The sequence below is a fragment of the Actinomadura sp. WAC 06369 genome, assembly GCF_003947565.1.
Lineage (GTDB): Bacteria > Actinomycetota > Actinomycetes > Streptosporangiales > Streptosporangiaceae > Spirillospora > Spirillospora rifamycini.
In genome coordinates, this window is record NZ_QHJN01000002.1 from 62,063 (window position 1) to 80,926 (window position 18,864).

The 18,864-nt window shown below is 73.1% G+C and carries 9 protein-coding genes (1 of these 9 running past the window's edge); 7 read left to right on the top strand and 2 right to left on the bottom strand.

Annotated elements, in window-relative coordinates:
• The 4 genes from DMH08_RS01375 to DMH08_RS01390 all read left to right on the top strand — a co-directional run.
• Positions 1 to 9,156, top strand: partial view of a non-ribosomal peptide synthetase gene (locus DMH08_RS01375; RefSeq protein ID WP_125611123.1) — the end only. The gene continues 19,689 nt to the left of window position 1, outside the view; only the last 9,156 of its 28,845 coding nucleotides appear in the window; its start codon lies off the left edge, out of view; the stop codon is at positions 9,154 to 9,156.
• A 14-nt stretch (positions 9,157 to 9,170) separates the two neighbouring features.
• Complete coding sequence (locus DMH08_RS01380; RefSeq protein WP_051301389.1) at positions 9,171 to 10,283, top strand: methyltransferase; 1,113 nt, start codon at positions 9,171 to 9,173, stop codon at positions 10,281 to 10,283.
• 22 nt (positions 10,284 to 10,305) lie between these two features.
• Entirely contained in the window at positions 10,306 to 12,603 is a 2,298-nt protein-coding gene (locus DMH08_RS01385; protein ID WP_125611125.1) for a peroxidase family protein, read from the top strand.
• A gap of 151 nt (positions 12,604 to 12,754) precedes the next feature.
• A complete protein-coding gene (locus tag DMH08_RS01390; protein WP_051301390.1) occupies positions 12,755 to 13,351 on the top strand; it encodes a hypothetical protein in 597 nt (198 codons plus the stop codon).
• 47 nt (positions 13,352 to 13,398) lie between these two features.
• Here the strand turns inward: DMH08_RS01390 and DMH08_RS01395 are convergent, their stop codons facing one another.
• Together DMH08_RS01395 and DMH08_RS01400 are read right to left on the bottom strand one after the other, a co-directional pair.
• The gene (locus DMH08_RS01395) at positions 13,399 to 14,682 is read right to left on the bottom strand and encodes a sensor histidine kinase (protein WP_034520810.1); all 1,284 of its coding nucleotides are present in this window, start codon (positions 14,680 to 14,682) and stop codon (positions 13,399 to 13,401) included.
• A gap of 9 nt (positions 14,683 to 14,691) precedes the next feature.
• Positions 14,692 to 15,345, bottom strand: a complete 654-nt coding sequence (locus tag DMH08_RS01400) for a response regulator transcription factor (RefSeq protein ID WP_026405150.1) — start codon at positions 15,343 to 15,345, stop codon at positions 14,692 to 14,694.
• A gap of 423 nt (positions 15,346 to 15,768) precedes the next feature.
• On the opposite strand from DMH08_RS01400, the gene DMH08_RS01405 reads away from it, so the two are divergent.
• The 3 genes from DMH08_RS01405 to DMH08_RS01415 are packed head-to-tail and all read left to right on the top strand — an operon-like array spanning position 15,769 to position 18,859.
• Positions 15,769 to 16,902 (top strand): hypothetical protein, encoded by a 1,134-nt coding sequence (locus DMH08_RS01405; protein ID WP_125611127.1) that lies wholly within the window; start codon positions 15,769 to 15,771, stop codon positions 16,900 to 16,902.
• Complete coding sequence (locus DMH08_RS01410; RefSeq protein ID WP_125611128.1) at positions 16,899 to 17,663, top strand: ABC transporter ATP-binding protein; 765 nt, start codon at positions 16,899 to 16,901, stop codon at positions 17,661 to 17,663. The genes DMH08_RS01405 and DMH08_RS01410 overlap by 4 nt, the downstream gene beginning before the upstream one ends.
• A complete protein-coding gene (locus DMH08_RS01415; protein ID WP_026405153.1) occupies positions 17,660 to 18,859 on the top strand; it encodes an ABC transporter permease in 1,200 nt (399 codons plus the stop codon). The genes DMH08_RS01410 and DMH08_RS01415 overlap by 4 nt, the downstream gene beginning before the upstream one ends.
• Positions 18,860 to 18,864 lie beyond the last annotated feature (5 nt).

Consider the following 18,864-nt stretch of genomic DNA (forward strand, 5'->3'; position numbering starts at 1 on the left):
CGCGTGCGTGAGACCGACCTGGCGGCGTTCGCGCATCAGGACGTCCCGTTCGAGCGGCTGGTGGAGGACCTTAACCCGGTGCGTTCGCTGGCGCGGCACCCGCTGTTCCAGGTGATGCTGAGCTTCCTCGGCGCACCCCAGGAACAGGACCACTGGGACCTCCCCGGCCTGCGCGTGTCCCCGCCACCGCCGGACGAGACCATCACCGCCCGCTTCGACCTCTCGATCGACCTCGCCGAGTACCGCAACGCGGAAGGCGTCCCGGCGGGATTCGGCGGAGAGATCCAGTACGCGGCCGACCTGTTCGACGAGTCGACGGTGCGGGCGTTGTCGGAGCGTTTGGTGCGGGTGCTGGAGCAGGTCGCGGCGGATCCGGACGTGCGGGTGAGCGGCCTCGATGTGCTGTCGGTGGACGAGCGTCGGCTGGTGGTGGAGGGGTGGAATGCGACGGCGTGTGCGGTGCCGGGCGGTTCGCTGGTGGAGCTGTTCGAGGGGCAGGCGTCTCGGACTCCGGGCGCGGTCGCGGTGGTCGATGGTGGTGTGTCGTGGACGTTCGCGGAGTTGGACGCGCGGGCGAACGGTGTCGCGCGTGGTTTGAGTGGCCGTGGTGTGGGTCGTGGGTCGCTGGTGGGTGTGCGGATGCAGCGGTCTGCGGACCTGGTCGCGACGTTGTTGGGTGTGTTGAAGGCCGGGGCGGCGTACGTCCCGTTGGACGTTTCGCATCCGGAGGAGCGGTTGGCGTCGATCGTGGCGGAAGCCGGTGTGTCGGTCGTGCTGACGGACGACGACGCGTTCCAGCCGTTCGAGCACGCTCCGGGTGTGGTCGTTTCGCCGGACGATCTGGCGTACGTCATGTACACCTCCGGTTCGACGGGGGTTCCGAAGGGTGTCGCGGTCACGCACGGCAACGTCGCGGCGTTCGCGCTCGACAGCGCGTGGCGCGATGACGTCGTGGAGTGCGTCCTGGTGCAGGCGAACCATGCGTTCGATGCGTCGACGTACGAGATCTGGGCTCCGCTTCTGCACGGTGGTCGGTTGGTGATCGTTCCGCCTGGTGAGGTGGACGCGGCGGAGCGCGGCAGGCTGATCGCGGAGCATCGGGTGTCGCATGTGGTGGCGCCGTCGGGGTTGTTCCGGGTGCTGGCCGAGCAGTCGCCGGAGATCTTCGGCGGGGTGCGGGAGGTGCTGACCGGCGGCGACGTCGTCTCGGCGGCGGCCGTCCGGAAGCTCCTGGAGACCCATCCCGACCTCACCGTGCGGACCACCTACGGACCCACCGAGACGACGGGCTTCGTGACGCACCTGCCGTTCGCGTCGAGCGATCCGGTCCCGGCGTCGTTGCCGATCGGCCGTCCTCTGGACAACACGCGGACTTACGTCCTCGACGACTTCCTCAACCCGGTCGCACCGGGCGTGGTGGGGGAGTTGTACATCGCGGGCGAAGGCGTGGCGCGCGGATATGCCGGACGCGCGGCGCTGACGGCGGAACGGTTCGTGGCGAACCCCTTCGAGGGCTCCGGGCGGATGTACCGGACGGGTGACCTGGCCCGCTGGACGTCCGAGGGACGGCTGGAGTTCGGGGGGCGTGCCGACGAGCAGGTGAAGATCCGGGGTTTCCGGATCGAGCCGGCCGAGGTGGAAGCCGTCCTGACCGCCCACGACGACGTGCACCAGGCCGTCGTCATCGCCCGCGAGGACGACCCTGGGACCAAGCGGCTCGTCGCCTATGTCGTCGGCGAAGCGGACCTGGCCGAGTTGCGGGAGTTCGCGGCCGTCCGGCTTCCCGAGTACATGGTCCCGGCCGCGTTCGTCCCGCTGGACGCCGTCCCGGTGACCCGTAACGGCAAGGTCGATCGGGTGGCCCTCCCCGCCCCGGACTTCGCGGGACGGGCGGGCGGTCGTCCTCCGGCGACTCCCGGCGAGGAGGTCCTGTGCGGCCTGTTCGCCGAGGTGCTGGGCGTCGAGCAGGTCGCGGCGGACGTCTCGTTCTTCGAGCTCGGTGGTGACTCGCTCCTGGCGATGCGGCTGATCTCTCGTGTGCAGGCGGTGCTGGGTGCGGAGATCGGCATTCGTGAGCTGTTCGGGTCGCCGACGGTCGCGGGGTTGGCGCGGCTCGCTGATGAGGCGCGCGGGGCGGGCGTGCGTCCGGCGCTCGTGGCTCGGGAGCGTCCGGAGGTCGTGCCGCTGTCGTATGCGCAGCAGCGGATGTGGTTCCTGAACCGGCTGGAGGAGGCCGGTGCGGGCGCGGGGTACAACGTGCCGCTCGCGCTGCGGTTGTCCGGTGATCTGGACGTCGCCGCGCTGGAGGCGGCCCTCGGGGACGTCACCGACCGCCACGAGACGCTCCGCACGCTGTTCCCGCACGTCGACGGCGTCCCGCACCAGGTGATCCTGGACGCGCCGGAAGCGCGTCCGAGCCTGCGGATAGACCGGACCACCGAGGAACGCCTGGCGGAGGACACCGCCGAAGAGGTCTCCCGAAGGTTCGACCTCGCCCGCGACCTGCCCTGGCGGGCGCGGCTGCTGGTGTCGTCCCCGACGGAGGCGGCCTTGGTCGTGGTGGCGCACCACATCGCGGTGGACGGCTGGTCGATGGGCGTCCTCGCCGCCGACATCCGGGCGGCGTACACGGCCCGCGTCCGGGGCGAGGCGCCCGCGTGGGAGCCGCTGCCCGTCCAGTACGCCGACTACGCCCTCTGGCAGCGGGAGGTGCTCGGCGAACTCGACGACCCCGACAGCGTGATCTCCGCCCAGCTCGGCTACTGGAGAGACGCCCTCGCGGGCGCGCCGGAGGAGCTCGCGCTGCCCGGCGACCGTCCCCGCCCGGCCACCGCGTCGTTCCGCGGCGCCGAAGTCCCGCTGCGGGTGGACGCCCGAACCCACCGCGGGCTGCGGGAGACGGCCCGGCGGAACGGCGTCACGATGTTCATGGTCGCGCAGGCGGCGCTCGCCGTCCTGCTGTCGAAGGTCGGCGCGGGCGACGACGTCCCGATCGGCACCCCGGTCGCCGGGCGCGGCGAAGCCGCACTGGACGACCTCGCCGGCTTCTTCCTCAACACCCTCGTCCTGCGGACGGACGTCGGCGGCGACCCGTCGTTCACCGAACTGCTCGCACGCGTCCGCGAGACCGACCTCGCGGCGTACGCGCACCAGGACGTCCCGTTCGAGCGGCTCGTCGAAGACCTCAATCCGGCGCGTTCGCTGGCGCGGCACCCGCTGTTCCAGGTCATGCTGGCCTTCCAGAACATCCCGGACGGCGACGCTCCCCTCGACCTGCCGAACCTCCAGGTCCGTCCGCTCATGGCGGCCGAGAGCGTGACCGCCAAGTTCGACCTGTCGCTGACCCTGTCGGAACGCCGCGACGAGAGCGGAGCGGCGGACGGAATCGAAGGCGGGATCCAGTACGCGACCGACCTGTTCGACCCGGAAACGGCCGACGCGCTCGCCCGACGTTTCGTCGCGGTGCTCCAGCAGGTGGCGGCGGACCCGGACGTGCCGGTGTCCGAGGTCGATGTGCTGTCGGCGGACGAGCGCCGGTTGGTGGTGGAGGGGTGGAACGCGACGGGTCGTCCGGTGCCGGGTGGTTCGCTGGTGGAGTTGTTCGAGGCGCAGGCGGCGCGGACGCCGGGCGCGGTGGCGGTCGTGTCGGGGGACGGCGGCGTGTCGTGGACGTACGCGGAGCTGAATGCGCGGGCGAACGGGGTCGCGCGGGCGCTGGGGGATCGTCGCGGTTCGCTGGTCGGCGTCCGCATGCGGCGGTCGGCCGACCTGCTCCCGGTGCTGCTCGGCGTCCTCAAGGCGGGTGCGGCGTACGTCCCGTTGGACGTTTCGCATCCGGAGGAGCGGATCGCGGCGGTGATGGCGGAGGCCGAGGTGTCGGTCGTCATCACCGACGCCGACGAGTTCGAGCCGGTCGAGCAGAACCCGAATGTTCATGTCTCGGCGCAAAGTCTCGCTTACGTGATGTACACATCCGGTTCGACGGGCGTGCCGAAGGGTGTCGCGGTCACGCACGGGAACGTGGTGGCGTTCTGCCTGGACGAGGCGTGGCGTGACGATGTCGTGGAAAGCGTGCTGGTGCAGGCGAACCATGCGTTCGATGCGTCGACGTACGAGATCTGGACGCCGCTGCTGCACGGTGGCCGGTTGGTGGTGGCGCCGGACGGCGATCTGGACGCCGCCGAACGCGGACGGCTGATCGCCGAGCACGGTGTGACGAACGTGCATGCGACGGCGGGTCTGTTCCGTGTGCTGGCGGAGCAGTCGCCGGAGATCTTCGCCGGTGTCCGCGAGGTGTCCACGGGCGGCGACGTCGTCTCCTCCACGGCCGTCCGGAACCTGCTGGACGCCCACCCGGAACTCACCGTCCGGACGACCTACGGGCCGACCGAGACGACGGCATTCGCCACGCATCTTCCCTTCGTGGCAGGCGACGACGTCCCGCCCACGGTGCCGATCGGGACGCCGATGGACAACATGCGGGCGTACGTCCTGGACGAGTTCTTACGCCCGGTGCCGCCGGGTGTGGCCGGTGAGCTGTACCTTGCCGGGCACGGTGTGGCGCGCGGGTATGCCGGACGCGCGGCGCTGACGGCGGAACGGTTCGTGGCGAACCCCTTCGAGGGCTCCGGGCGGATGTACCGGACGGGTGACCTGGCCCGCTGGACGTCCGGAGGACGGCTGGAGTTCGGGGGGCGTGCCGACGAGCAGGTGAAAATCCGGGGGTTCCGGATCGAGCCGGCCGAGGTGGAAGCCGTCCTGACCGCCCACGACGACGTGCACCAGGCCGTCGTCATCGCCCGTGAGGACATCCCCGGCACCAGGCGGCTCGTCGCCTACATCATCGGAAACCCCGGCGACGGCGGCTCCGGCCTGCGCGGGTTCGTCGCCGACCGACTCCCCGAGTACATGGTCCCGGCCGCGTTCGTCCCGCTCGACACGCTTCCCGTCACCCGCAACGGCAAGGTCGATCGGGCCGCCCTTCCCGCCCCGGACTTCGCGGGTCTGGCCGGTGATCGGGCCCCGGCGACCCCGACCGAGGAGGTCCTGTCGGGACTGTTCGCCGACGTCCTCGGCTTGGACCGGGTCGGGGTGGACGTCTCGTTCTTCGAGCTCGGTGGTGACTCGCTCCTGGCGATGCGGCTGATCTCTCGTGTGCAGGTGGTGCTGGGTGCGGAGATCGGCATTCGCGAGCTGTTCGGGTCGCCGACGGTCGCGGGGTTGGCGCGGCTCGCGGACGAGGCGCGTGGGGCGGGCGTGCGTCCGGCGCTCGTGGCTCGGGAGCGTCCGGAGGTCGTGCCGCTGTCGTATGCGCAGCAGCGGATGTGGTTCCTGAACCGGTTGGAGGAGGCCGGTGCGGGTGCGGGGTACAACGTGCCGCTCGCGCTGCGCCTGACGGGCGACCTCGACGTCGCGGCGCTGGAGGGGGCCCTCGGGGACGTCGCAGACCGCCACGAGACGCTCCGCACGGTCTTCCCCGAGAGCGCGGGCGTTCCGCGGCAGGAAATCCTGGACGGCGCGGACGGCCGTCCCGTCCTGCGGGTGGACGAGGTCGCGGAGAGCGACCTGGCGGACGCCGCGACCGTCGAGATGGAACGCGGGTTCGACCTCACCCGGGAGCCGCCGTGGCGGGCGCGGCTGCTGGTGCCGTCGTCCGGCGAATCCGTCCTGGTGATCACGGCGCACCACATCGCCGTGGACGGCTGGTCGATGGGCGTCGTCACCCGCGACCTGGGGGCCGCGTACGCGGCCCGTGTCCGGGGCGAGGCGCCCGCGTGGGAGCCGCTGCCCGTCCAGTACGCCGACTACGCCCTCTGGCAGCGGGACGTCCTGGGCGACCCCGACGATCCCAAGAGTCTTCTCGCCGAGCACATCGGGCACTGGCGCGAAGCGCTCGCCGGCCTCCCCGAGGAACTGGCGCTGCCCGTCGACCGGCCCCGGCCGTCGGCGGCGACGTTCCGCGGCGCGATCGTCCCGGTCGGGACGGACGCCGAGGTGCACCGCCGCCTCACCGAGTTGGCGCGGCTGCACGGCGTGACGATGTTCATGGTGGCGCAAGCCGCGGTCGCGGTGCTGCTGTCGAAGGTCGGTGCGGGCGACGACGTCCCGATCGGCACGGCCGTCGCGGGACGCGGCGACGCGGCGCTGGAGGACCTGGCCGGTTTCTTCGTCAACACGCTCGTGCTGCGGACGGACGTGAGCGGCGACCCGTCGTTCGCCGAACTCCTCGACCGCGTCCGCGACACCGACCTCGCCGCCTACGCGCACCAGGACGTCCCGTTCGAGCGGCTCGTCGAAGACCTCAACCCGCCGCGCTCCCTCGCCCGGCACCCGCTCTTCCAGGTGATGCTGACGCTTCAGAACCTGCCGCAGGGCGACGGCGACCTCGACCTCGCGGGCGTGCGCGCATGTCCGTTCGCCGGGGACGAGCCGGGCGAGCAGGCGGCCAAGTTCGACCTGTCGTTCAGCCTCACCGAGCAGCGCGACGCGGACGGCTCCCCGGCCGGGATCGAAGGCGGAATCCAGTACGCGGCCGACCTGTTCGACGACGCCACCGCCCGCGCGCTCGCCGCACGCCTCGAACGCGTCCTCGAGCAGGGCGCCGCCACCCCGGACGCGCCCGTCTCCGATATCGACGTGCTGGCGCCGTCCGAGCGCCGACGGGTGGTTGAGCAGTGGAACGCCACCGCACGTCCCGTGCCGGGCGGCTCGCTGGTGGAGCTGTTCGAGGCGCAGGCGGCGCGGACGCCCGACGCGGTGGCGGTCGTGTCGGGGGACGGTCGCGTGTCGTGGACGTACGCGGAGTTGAACGCCCGCGCGAACGGCGTCGCGAAGACGCTCGCGGGTCGAAACGGTTCGCTGGTCGGCGTCCGGATGCGGCGGTCGGCCGACCTGCTCCCGGTGCTGCTCGGCGTCCTCAAGGCGGGCGCGGCGTACGTCCCGCTGGACGTCTCGCATCCGGAGGACCGGATCGCGGCGGTGATGGCCGAGGCCGGAGTGTCGACCGTCATCACCGACGCCGACGCGTTCGAGCCCGTCGAGGAAAACCCCAGCCTTCACATCGAACCCGAGTGCCTTGCGTACGTCATGTACACGTCCGGATCGACGGGCGTCCCGAAGGGCGTCGCGATCACGCACGGGAACGTGGTGGCGTTCGCACTGGACGCCGCCTGGCGCGAGGACGTCGTCCAGTGCGTCTTGGTGCAGGCGAACCATGCGTTCGATGCGTCGACGTACGAGATCTGGACGCCGCTTCTGCACGGTGGCCGGTTGGTGGTGGCGCCGGACGGCGATCTGGACGCCGCCGAACGCGGGCGGCTGATCGCCGAGCACGGTGTGACGAACGTGCACGCGACCGCTGGCCTGTTCCGGGTGCTGGCCGAGCAGTCGCCGGAGATCTTCGCCGGTGTCCGCGAGGTGTCGACCGGCGGCGACGTCGTGTCGTCCGCAGCGGCCCGCGCCTTGCTGGACGCCCACCCGGAACTCACCGTCCGGACGACCTACGGGCCGACCGAGACGACGGCGTTCGCGACCCACCTGGCCTTCACGTCTCCCGACGACGTCCCGTCCACGGTGCCGATCGGGACGCCGATGGACAACACCCGCGCCTACGTCCTCGACGAGACGTTACGCCCGGTGCCGCCCGGTGTGGTCGGTGAGCTGTACCTCGCCGGGCACGGCCTGGCGCGCGGGTACGCGTCCCGCCCGGCCCTGACGGCGGAACGGTTCGTCGCGAACCCCTTCGAGACGGGCGCCCGGATGTACCGCACGGGCGACCTCGCCCGCTGGACGTCCGACGGCCGGTTGGCATTCGCGGGGCGCGCCGACGAGCAGGTGAAGATCCGGGGATTCCGGATCGAGCCCGCCGAGATCGAAGCCGTCCTGACCAGCCACCCCGACGTCCACCAGGCCGTCGTCATCGCCCGCGAGGACATCCCCGGCACCATGCGGCTCGTCGCCTACATCATCGGAAACCCCGGCGGCGACGGCTCCGACCTTCGCGAGTTCGTCGCCGACCGACTCCCCGAGTACATGGTCCCGGCCGCGTTCGTCCCGCTCGACGCCCTCCCGGTGACCCGTAACGGCAAGGTCGATCGGGCCGCCCTGCCGGTGCCCGCCCTCGCCGGTGCCGGGGCCGGGCGGGAGCCCGCCGACCGGGTGGAGGAGATCCTCTGCGCCCTGTTCGCCGAGGCGCTCGGTGCGGACCGGGTCGGGCCGGACGACTCGTTCTTCGGCCTCGGCGGCGACTCGCTGCTCGCGATGCGGCTCATCGCCCGGATCCGGGCGGTCCTCGGCGCCGAGGTGGGGATCCGGGGGTTGTTCGCGGCGCCCACGCCCGCGGGTGCGGCCGAGGCCGTCGCGGCGGGCGGCGGCTCGGCGGGCGACTTCGATCCGCTGCTGCCGCTGCGCCCGGACGGTGACGCACCTCCGCTGTTCTTCGTCCATTCGGGCGGCGGGCTCGCCTGGAACTACGCGGAGCCCGCCCGGCATCTGCCGCCGGGACGCCCGGTCTACGGGATCCAGGCGCGGGGGCTCGACGGGACGGCGGAGCCGCCCGCGAGCATCGCGGAGATGGCGGCCGAGTACGCGGAGCTCGTCCGCGCCGTGCAGCCCGCGGGTCCGTACCATCTCGCCGGCTGGTCGTTCGGCGGGGTGGTCGCCCACGCGGTGGCGACGCGGCTGCAGGAGCTCGGGGAGCGGGTCGGGCTGCTGGCGATCCTCGACGGCTACCCGCACGACGGCCCCGCCGCCGGAGCCGAGCGACCCGCCGGGGGCCCGCCCGCCGGACCGCCGGGCGGCGAGGTGCCGGCGCTGGCGGCCGTGCAGCGGATCGCCGACAACAACGTGCGGCTCGCGGCCGAGCACGAGCCCGGGGTGTTCCGGGGGGACGTCGTGCTCGCGGTGGCGACGCGCGCGCGGCCCCGGCACCTGCCCGCGGACCGCGCGGCGGAGGTGTGGCGGCCCTACGTGACCGGTGCCGTGGAGACGCATCCGGTGGACGCCGACCACCACGGCCTGCTCGCGCCGGAGCCCGCCGCGCCGATCGGGCGGCTGCTGGCCTCGAAGCTCACCGAGGACGGCGCCGCCGACCCCGCCGACGACCGCACCGACGATCTCGCCCGGGAACCCGCCGGGAACGACGAGCGACCCATCTAACGTCAGGAGACGGAGTGTCACAGAACACGTCCTTATCGAACAAAGCGGAACCGGACAGATCGGGATCGGGGTCGGGCGGAGCGAAGGGGGCCGGGCGGGAGCGCGACGTCGTCGACGACGCGGACCCGCGGGCGCTGATCTGGGATCTGCTGCGCGGCCAGTGGCGGTTCTCCGCGCTGTACGCGTTCGTGGAACTCGACGTGGCGGGCGCGCTCGGCGACGGGCCGCTGACCGCCGGGGAGCTGGCCGAGCGGCTGGGGGTGGACCGGGTCGCGGTGGGGCGGCTGCTGCGGACGGTCGCGGCGCTGGGCGTCGCGCGGTCGGTGGGCGGGCCGGAGACGCCCCGGTACGCGCTCACCGCGGCGGGGGACTCGCTGCGCGCGGACGCGCCCGGCTCGATGCGGTCGGTGTCGCTGCTGCAGGGCGCGCCCGTCCTGCTGGACGCGATGGAGTCGCTCGCGGACGCCGTGCGGCAGGGGCGCTCGTCCTTCGCGGCGCGGTTCGGGTCGTTCTACGGGTGGCTCGCCACCGACGCCGACGCGCGGCGGCACTTCGACGTCTTCATGACGACGCGGTCCCGCGCGATCGCCGACGCGGCCGTGGCCGCCTACGACTTCGCCGGGATCGGGACGCTCGCCGACATCGGCGGCGGCAAGGGGACGGTGCTCGCGACGGCGCTGCGGGCGACGCCCGGCATGCGCGGAATGCTGCTGGACCTGGAGCCGGTGATGGCGGGCGCCCGCGCGTTCCTGGCGGCCGAGGGGGTCGCGGACCGGTGCGAGCTGGTCGTCGGGGACTTCTTCCGCGCCGTGCCGCGCGCCGACGCGTACCTGCTGTCCAACATCGTCCACAACTGGGACGACGACGACGCGCTGCGCATCCTCGGCAACATCCGCCGGGAGCTGCCGGCGGACGGGCGCGTCCTGCTGCTGGACATGCTGCTGCCCGAGGACGACCGGCCGCATCTCGGCAAGGAGATGGACATGCGGCTGCTGGCGCTCTACGACGGCGGCCGGGAGCGGGGCGAGCAGGAGTACCTGGCGCTGCTCGGCAAGGCGGGGCTGCGCACCGAGCGGGTCGTCGAGCTGCCCAACGCGCTCAGCCTGGTCGACGCCCGGCCCGAGTGACCCGACCGGTTGAGGAGTGCGGATGAGACCGACGTACGCCGCCGGCCGGCGGCGCGTGCGGCGGGCGCTGGCGGCGCCGCTCGCCCTGGTGCTCGGCGGCGGCCTGGTGGCCGTCGCGGGCACGCCCGCCGCGCTGGGCGCCTTCGACCCGGGGCGGCAGAGCCTGGACGGCCGCGGCAACAACCCGCGGCACCCCGACTGGGGCCGCGCCGGGACGAACTACGCGCGGGTCGCGCCGGCGCGGTACGCGGACGGGCGGGGCGAGCCCGTGACCGGGCCGAACGCCAGGACCGTCAGCAACCGCGTGTTCAACGACGAGTTCTTCGACGAGAACGGCGCCGGCTTCTCGGTGAACATCTTCTCCGAGCAGCAGCTCAGCCAGTGGGCGTGGGCGTGGGGGCAGTTCGTCGACCACGAGATCGGGCTGCGCAGCGGAGTGCTGCGCGGCGACCCGCAGGGGGAGCGGGCGGACGTGCCCGTGGACGGCGCCGACCCGCTGGAGACGAAGCAGGATCCCGCGGTCGTGAAGTTCACCCGGTCGACGCCCGCCCCGGGCACCGGGACGGGGCCGGAGAACCCCCGGCAGCAGATCAACAACGTCAGCTCCTACCTCGACGGGTCGGCCGTCTACGCCACCACCGCGGAGCGGCTGGAGTGGATGCGGGAGGGCCCGGTCGACGGGAACCTCGCCGACAACGGGGCCCGGCTGCTGCTGCCGGGCGGTCACCTGCCGCGCCGGGACGCGCGCGGCGACGTCGCGGCCGCGCCCGAGGTGGAGCTCGGCGGGGAACTGCTCGCCGACCCGGGGAAGGCGGTCGTCACCGGGGACCCGCGCGCCAACAACAACACGGCCGTCACGGCGGTGGAGACGCTGATCGCGCGGGAGCACAACCGGATCGTGGACCGGCTGCCGGACGCGCTGAGCGAGGAGGAGAAGTTCCAGATCGCCCGGCGGGTGGTCATCGCGAAGGTGCAGTACATCACCTACACCGAGTTCCTGCCCGCGCACGGGATCGACCTGCCCCGGTACCGGGGGTACGACCCGTCGGTGGACGCGACGCTCGGCAACGAGTTCGCGACCGTCGGGTACCGCATCCACAGCATGATCCACAGCGGGTTCCCGATGGAGACGGAGCGGTCCCGGTACACGGAGGAGCAGCTCGAGAAGTTCCGCGAGATGGGCTTCAACATCGACCCGAGCGACGACCCCGCCAAGGTGAAGATCCAGTTCACGCTGGCGCAGTCCCGGGACAACCCGATGATCATCCCGGTGATCGGGCTCGGGCCGTTCCTGCAGGGGCTCGGGTCCAAGGCGCAGTACCACAACGAGGAGCAGATCGAGCGGGAGCTGCGGGACGTCCTGTGTTCGGCGCCCGACGCCGAGCCGCGCTGCGTCTTCGACCTGGGCGCGCTCGACCTGGAGCGGGGCCGCGACCACGGCATGCCGTCCTACAACGCGATGCGGCGCGCCTACGGGCTCCCGCCGAAGCGGGCGTTCACCGAGATCACCGGGGAGACGACCGCGGAGTTCCCCGCCGATCCGCTGCTCACGGCCGGGGACGAGATCAACGACCCGGACGCGATCGACTTCGTCCGCATCACCAACCTGTTCGGCAGCCGGGTCGGGCCGGAGAACCATTTCGAGGACACCGGCGCCGTGTCGTTCGCGCGGCGCACCACGCTCGCCGCGCGGTTGAAGGCCCTGTACAGGTCGGTGGACCGGCTCGACGCCTACATGGGGATGCTCGCCGAGAAGCACGCCGGCCCGGAGTTCGGGGAGCTGCAGCGGGCGATGTGGAGCCGGGAGTTCCGGCGGCTCCGCGACGGCGACCGGTTCTTCTACGGCAACCAGGCGCCGGTGCTCGAGCAGATAAGGAAGCGCTACGGCGTCGACTTCCGGGAGAACCTCGGGGACCTCGTCGCGAACAACACCGACGTCGCGCGGTCGGACCTGGCGGGGAACGTGTTCTTCGCCAAGGGCCAGGTGCCGCCGGAGCGCTGCATGGTGCGGTACCGGACGACGGAGCGGACCGGCACCGGCTCGGGGACCTTCGCGGCGGAGCTGCGCGTCACCAACCTGTCGCGGCGGCCGCTCGACGCCTGGGCCGTCCGGTTCCGGTACGGGGACGGGCAGGAGATCACCGGCGTGACGGGCGGGACGGCCGCGCAGAACGGCGCCGACGTGCCCATTTCCACCCCGCCGGGAGGCGGTGCGATCGCGCCCGGACGAAGTCGCGTGATCGAGATATCCGGAAAGTGGCGGGATCGCAATACCGACCCGTCGGCCTTCTCTCTCAACACCACGCCGTGCCGTTCCTGACGGGCGGCGATCAAGGAAATCGAAAGAACGGTGCGGGCGCCGGAAATTGGGGGGAATGCGAGGTTTTCTCGCTGATACCTTCCCGCAACCGCACGCCCGATAGAACGAAAGTCAGAACCGATTCAGCGATCTCGACGAGAGGTGCGACGACATGCAGACGGATACCGACCGCGGCGAGGGGCGCGCCGCCGCGCGGCGGCCGCGCCGCCTCCGGCCGCTCGTGACGATGGCGGCGGCGGTCGCGGCCGTCGGGCTGCTGGCGGGCGCCTGCGGCGACGACGGCGGCGAGGGCGGCACCGGTGTCGCCGCCGCCACCCCCGGGGCCGCGGGCCAGCCGAAGACCGGCGGCGCCGGCGGCGGCGGGGGCGACCCCCTCGCCTACGCCAAGTGCATGCGCGACAACGGCGTCGCGGACTTCCCCGACCCCGACTCGGACGGCCGGCTGGCCATCGACGGCAGCAAGGTCGACATGGACTCGCCGGCGTTCAAGGCGGCCCAGGAGAAGTGCAAGGAGTTCGACCCGCCGCCCCCGCCGGAGCCCGCGGCGGACCGCAAGGCGGCGCTCGAATACGCCAAGTGCATGCGCGAGAACGGCATCCCCAACTTCCCGGACCCGGACGCCCAGGGCAAGACCGACATCGACGCGAGCACCGGCATCGACCTCGACGGCGCGGCCTACAAGAAGGCCGACGAGGAGTGCAAGAAGGTCCTGGTGCACGGCGGCAAGAAGGTCGGAGGCGGTGGGTGACCACCGGCACCGTGCGGGACCCCGGCGCGCGCGACGGCGCGCCGGGGTCAGCCGGCGGCCGCCGGGGCGGACGCGTCCGCGGGCGTGCGCGCGCCGCCGGCCGCCGCGGCCGGGGCGGGCAGGAAGCGGAGCGTGACCGTCAGCCCGCCGCCGGGGCGCGGCTCCGCGCGCAGGTCCGCGTCGTGGGCGGTGGCGATGGCCTGCACGATGGACAGGCCGAGGCCGAGCCCCTCGCTGCGTCCGGTGCGTTCGGTCCCGAGCCGCTGGAACGGCATGAACAGCCGCTCCAGCGCGTCCGGCGGCACGACCGGGCCGGTGTTCTCCACCGTCAGGACGGGCCGGTCCCCGTCCATGCCGGTGGCGACCGTCACCCCGCCGTCCGGGACGTTGTGCCGCAGCGCGTTGTCGACCAGGTTGATCACCAGGCGTTCCGCGAGGCCCGGGTCGCCCGCCGCGACCGCCTCGCCGAGGGCGGCGTCCAGAGTGACGCCGCGCCGCTCGGCCTCCGCGCGGCGGGCCGCGACGACCTGCCCGGTCAGCCGGTCGAGCGCGACCGGCACCCGGCGCTCGATGCCCGCCTGCCCGCGGGCCAGCGTGAGCAGCGCGGCGACCAGCCGCTCCTGGTGCCGGCCCGCGGCGATGACCCGCAGGTGCGCGTCCCGCAGCGACTCCACGGTCGCGTCGGGGTCGGCGAGCGCCACCTGCGACAGCGTCCGCTGCCGCGCCATCGGGGTGCGCAGCTCGTGCGACGCGTTGGCGACGAACCGGCGCTGGGCCTCGAACGCGGCCTCCAGCCGGGCGAGCAGCCCGTCGATGGTGTCGCCCAGGTCCTTCAGCTCGTCGGTGGGGCCGGGCAGCGCCAGCCGCTCGTGCAGGTTGGTGGCCGAGATCTCGCGGGTCGCGGCCGTGATGACGCGCAGCCGCCGCAGGATGCGGCCGGCGACGGCCCAGCCCAGCCCGATCGACGCCAGCGACATGATCCCCAGCGCGATGCCGGACTGGACGAGCTGCGTCCGCCGCTGCCGCTCCTTCTGGTGCCGGGCCAGCGCGGCGATCTGCCGGTCGTCGATGTCGTCCGGCGGGGTCAGCCCGCGGTTGCCGGTGTCGCTGTCGTCCCGCTGTGCCGGGCCCCGCTTGCGCGGCGGGTCCCGCATTTCCTTGATCGACGTCGTGATGCCGTCCTCGCCCTGGTAGAAGTACACGCCCTGGGTGGCGCGGTCCACGAGAAAGAAGGTGATGCCGAGCGTGACCGCGCCCGACAGCAGGAAAAGCGCGCCGTAGAGCAGCGTGAGCCGGAGCCGGACGGTGTTGCGGGGGAGTCGGAACCGCATGGGCGTCCTTCAGATTCGGTAGCCGGATTTGGCCACGGTTTCGATGACCGGCGGGTCGCCGAGCTTGGCGCGCAGCCTGCTGATCGTCACCTTGACGGTTTTGGTGAACGGGTCGGCGGACTCGTCCCAGACCCGTTCCAGGAGTTCCTCCGCGGACACCGCCCGCCCGTTCGCGGCGAGCAGCAGTTCCAGGACGCCGAACTCCTTCGGGGCGAGGTCGAGGGTCCGCCCGGCCCGCCGCGCCCGCCGCTGCGCCACGTCCAGCTCGATGTCGCCGTGCCGCAGCACCGGCGGCACCGCCGGATGCGCCCGCCGCGCCAGCGCGCCGATCCGCGCCATGAGGACGGGGAAGTCGAACGGTTTCGGTAGGTAGTCGTCCGCGCCCAGGTTGAGCCCGTCGACCAGGTCGTCGCTGGTCGCGGCCGCGGTGAGCATCAGCACCCGGCTGCCGCGCCCGGCCGACACGAGCTGCGCGCAGACCTCGTCGCCGTGCAGGCCGGGCAGGTCGCGGTCGAGGACGATGACGTCGTAGTCGTTGACCATCGCGCGTTCCAGCCCGGACGACCCGTCGAGCGCGACGTCGACGGCCATCCACGCCCGGCGCAGCCCCACCGCGACCGTCTCCGCCATTTCCTCGTCGTCCTCGATGACCAGTATCCGCACCGCCCCGCACCCCCGGAAAGATCATTGAGCTCCGACCGCCCGGTCCATTCGGGCCGGGCGCGCGGCGTCCGCACGCCGCGCGAATCGCCATGCTAACCGAGGCCCGGTTTCGGCAGGGTTTCAGCGCCGGAATGCCGAAGGCGGACGCTGCTTCCCGGCGGCTCACGGCACCGCCCGCCGACCGAAAGGTGCGCTTTTGTCGGCTCGCCGGAAGGGGCGGGCGCACCGGTCCGCCGCCCGAGGAAATGCGCCGCCGCCGATACCGTCCCGAAACCGCCGCCCGAGTAGAACCACATTGACATCGGAAAAGGCATCCGCCGAAGGAGAAGCAATGCGCGGCACCGAATATCGAACGCGGCCGGACGGGTCCGGCCGCGCCGCCGTCCGCAGCGGCCCGGCCCGGGACGGGGAGGAGGCATGAGCGTGACCTCCGAAACCGTGCCCGGCGAGGACGCCGCGGGCGGCCGGGACGCCCCGCCGCAGCGCCGCCGCCGGCGCCGCACGCTGCTGTCGGTCCTGGTGCTGGGCGCCGCCGGCGCGGTCGCCGGCGTCGTGCTGGTCGACCCGTTCGGCGACGAGGCCCCCGCCACCACCCGCAACGCGGCGCCGACCGGCACCGCGGCCGTCCGCCAGGGCCAGGTGTCCGCCCGCATCTCGGTCAGCGGCACCCTCACCTACGACGGCGGCTACGAGGCCGTGAACCAGGCGAGCGGCGTCTTCACCGACCTGCCGAGCACCGGCAAGGTCTACAAGGCGGGCCACACCCTGTACCGGGTGAACACCGCGCCGGTCGTGTTCCTCAAGGGGTCCATCCCCGTCTACCGCGACCTGGAGTGGGGCGACCAGGGCCGGGACGTCCGGCAGCTCAACGCCGCGCTCGTCTCCCTCGGCCACGGCAGCGGCCTCGACGCCGACTCCAAGTACTTCGGCTACGCCACCTACCTCGCCCTCCTGCGCCTGGAGGACGCCCGCGGCCTGAAGGAGGACGGGAAACTGTCCAAGGGAGAGATCGTCTACCTGCCCGCCGACCAGATCCGCGTCACCAAGCTGAACGTCGGGGTCGGCGACCGGGCCGGCGGCGGCACCGCCGTGCTGGAGGCCAGCTCGCTGCGCCGGCACGTCTCGGTGGAGCTCGACGCCGCCTACCAGTCGCAGGTGAAGGAGGGCGACAAGGTCACCATCACGCTGCCGAACCTGAAGACGACCGGCGGCGAGGTCGTGTCCGTCGGCAAGGTCGCCACCTCCGACGACGAGGAGGGCGGCGCCAAGATCAAGGTGGGGATCCGGCCGGACGACCCCGAGGCCACCGGCAGCCTGGACCGGGCCCCGGTGCAGGTGTCGATCGTCACCGACAGCGCCGACGGCGTGCTGTTCGTCCCCGTGACGGCCCTGCTGGCGCTGCTGGACGGCGGCTACGGCGTCGAGGTCGTCGCGCCCGACGGCGCCCGCCGGCTCGTCCAGGTCGAGCTCGGCATGTTCGACCAGAACAGCGGGACGGTCGAGGTCACCGGCCAGGGCCTCCAGGCCGGCCAGCGCGTCGTGGTGCCGGCGTCATGAGCGGGCCGCACGCCGGCGCGGGCGACACCGCGCTGCTGACCGGGCCCCGCTCCGGCGGCGAGACGCCCGTCCTCGAACTCGACGGCGTCACCCGGCTGTACCCGGGCGCGTCGCCCGTCGCGGCGCTGGCCGGGGTCAGCTTCACCGTGAACCGCGGCGAGCTCGTCGCGATCGTCGGGCCGTCCGGGTCCGGCAAGTCCACGCTGCTGAACGTGATGGGGACGCTCGACCGCCCCACGTCCGGCGTCATGCGCATCACCGGCACGGACGTCGCGCGGATGAGCGACCGGGACCTCGCGGCGCTGCGCGCCACCCAGATCGGGTTCGTGTTCCAGCAGTTCTTCCTCGCCGACCACACCACCGCTCTGGAGAACGTCGCCGACGGGCTGCTGTATGCGGGCGTCGGCCGCGCGGCGCGCCGCAAGGCCGCGGCGGAGGCCCTCGACCGGGTCGGGCTCGCGCACCGCGCCGGGTTCCTGCCGTCCAAGATGTCGGGCGGCGAGCGGCAGCGCGTCGCGATCGCCCGCGCGCTCATCGGCGGCCCCGCGATCGTGCTCGCCGACGAGCCCACCGGCAACCTCGACAGCGTCAACGGCGCCGCGATCCTGTCGCTGCTCACCGAGCTGCACCAGCAGGGCGCCACCATCATGGTGATCACCCACGACCGGGAGATGGCCGCGCGGCTGCCCCGCCGGATCGAGGTGCTGGACGGCAGGATCGTCGCGGACACCGGCGCACCGGGGGAGGCGCGGCTGCGATGACCACGACCACCACGCCCGGGCGGCTGGCGCCCGCCGACCTGGCGCGCACCGCCAGCGTCGGGCTCCGCACCCGGCGGCTGCGCGCCGCGCTGTCCGCCCTCGGCATCGCGATCGGCGTCGCGTCGATCGTCGCCGTCCTCGGCCTGTCGGCGTCGTCGCAGGCCGGGCTGCTCGCCGAGATCGACCGGCTCGGCACCAACATGCTGACGGTCAGTCCCGGCGTCGACATCGAGGGCAACGAGGTGAAGCTGCCGAAGTCCGCGCCCGCGATGGTCGGCCGGATCGGGCCCGTCCAGCGGGTCCAGACGACCGGCAAGACCGACGCGAAGGTGTACCGCAGCCCGCTCGTCCCGGCGATCAACTCCAACGGCCTCACCGTCCAGGCGGCCAGCCTGGACCTGCCCGAGACCGTCCGCACCCGGGTCGCCGAGGGGGTGTTCCTCAACGAGGCCACCGCGACGCAGCCGACCGCGGTGCTCGGCTACGACGCGGCCCGGCGGCTCGGCTTCGACCGCATCCGCCCCGGGCAGCGGATCTGGCTCGACGAGCAGTGGTTCTACGTCGCCGGGATCCTCGCGAAGGCCGACCTCGCCCCGGAGATCGACGCCTCGGTCCTGATCGGGTACCCGGCCGCCCAGAAGTTCCTGCGCCACGACGGGCACCCCACCACCATCTACGTCCGGTCCGACACCGAGCAGGTGAACGCCGTCCACTCGGTGCTGGCCAGGACCGTCAACCCGATGAACCCCGGGGACGTCACGGTCAGCAACCCGTCGGACGCGCTCGTCGCCCGCGCCGCCGCCGAGTCGGCGCTGAACGGCCTGTTCCTCGGCCTCGGCGCGGTCGCGCTGCTGGTCGGCGGCGTCGGCGTCGCCAACACCATGATCATTTCGGTGCTGGAGCGGAGGTCCGAGATCGGGCTGCGCCGCGCCCTCGGCGCGACCCGCGGCCACATCCGCGTCCAGTTCTTCTCGGAGGCGGTGCTGCTCGCCGGGCTCGGCGGGGCCGTGGGCGTGTTCTGCGGCGTCATGGCCACCGTCGTGTACGCGTCCATCAAGGGGTGGGCGGTGGTGCTGCCGCCCGAGGCGTGGGCGGGCGGTGTCGGCGCCGCGGTCGCGATCGGCGCGATCGCCGGGCTGCTCCCCGCGATCCGCGCCGCCCGCATGCAGCCCACCGAGGCCCTGCGCACCTCATGACCCGG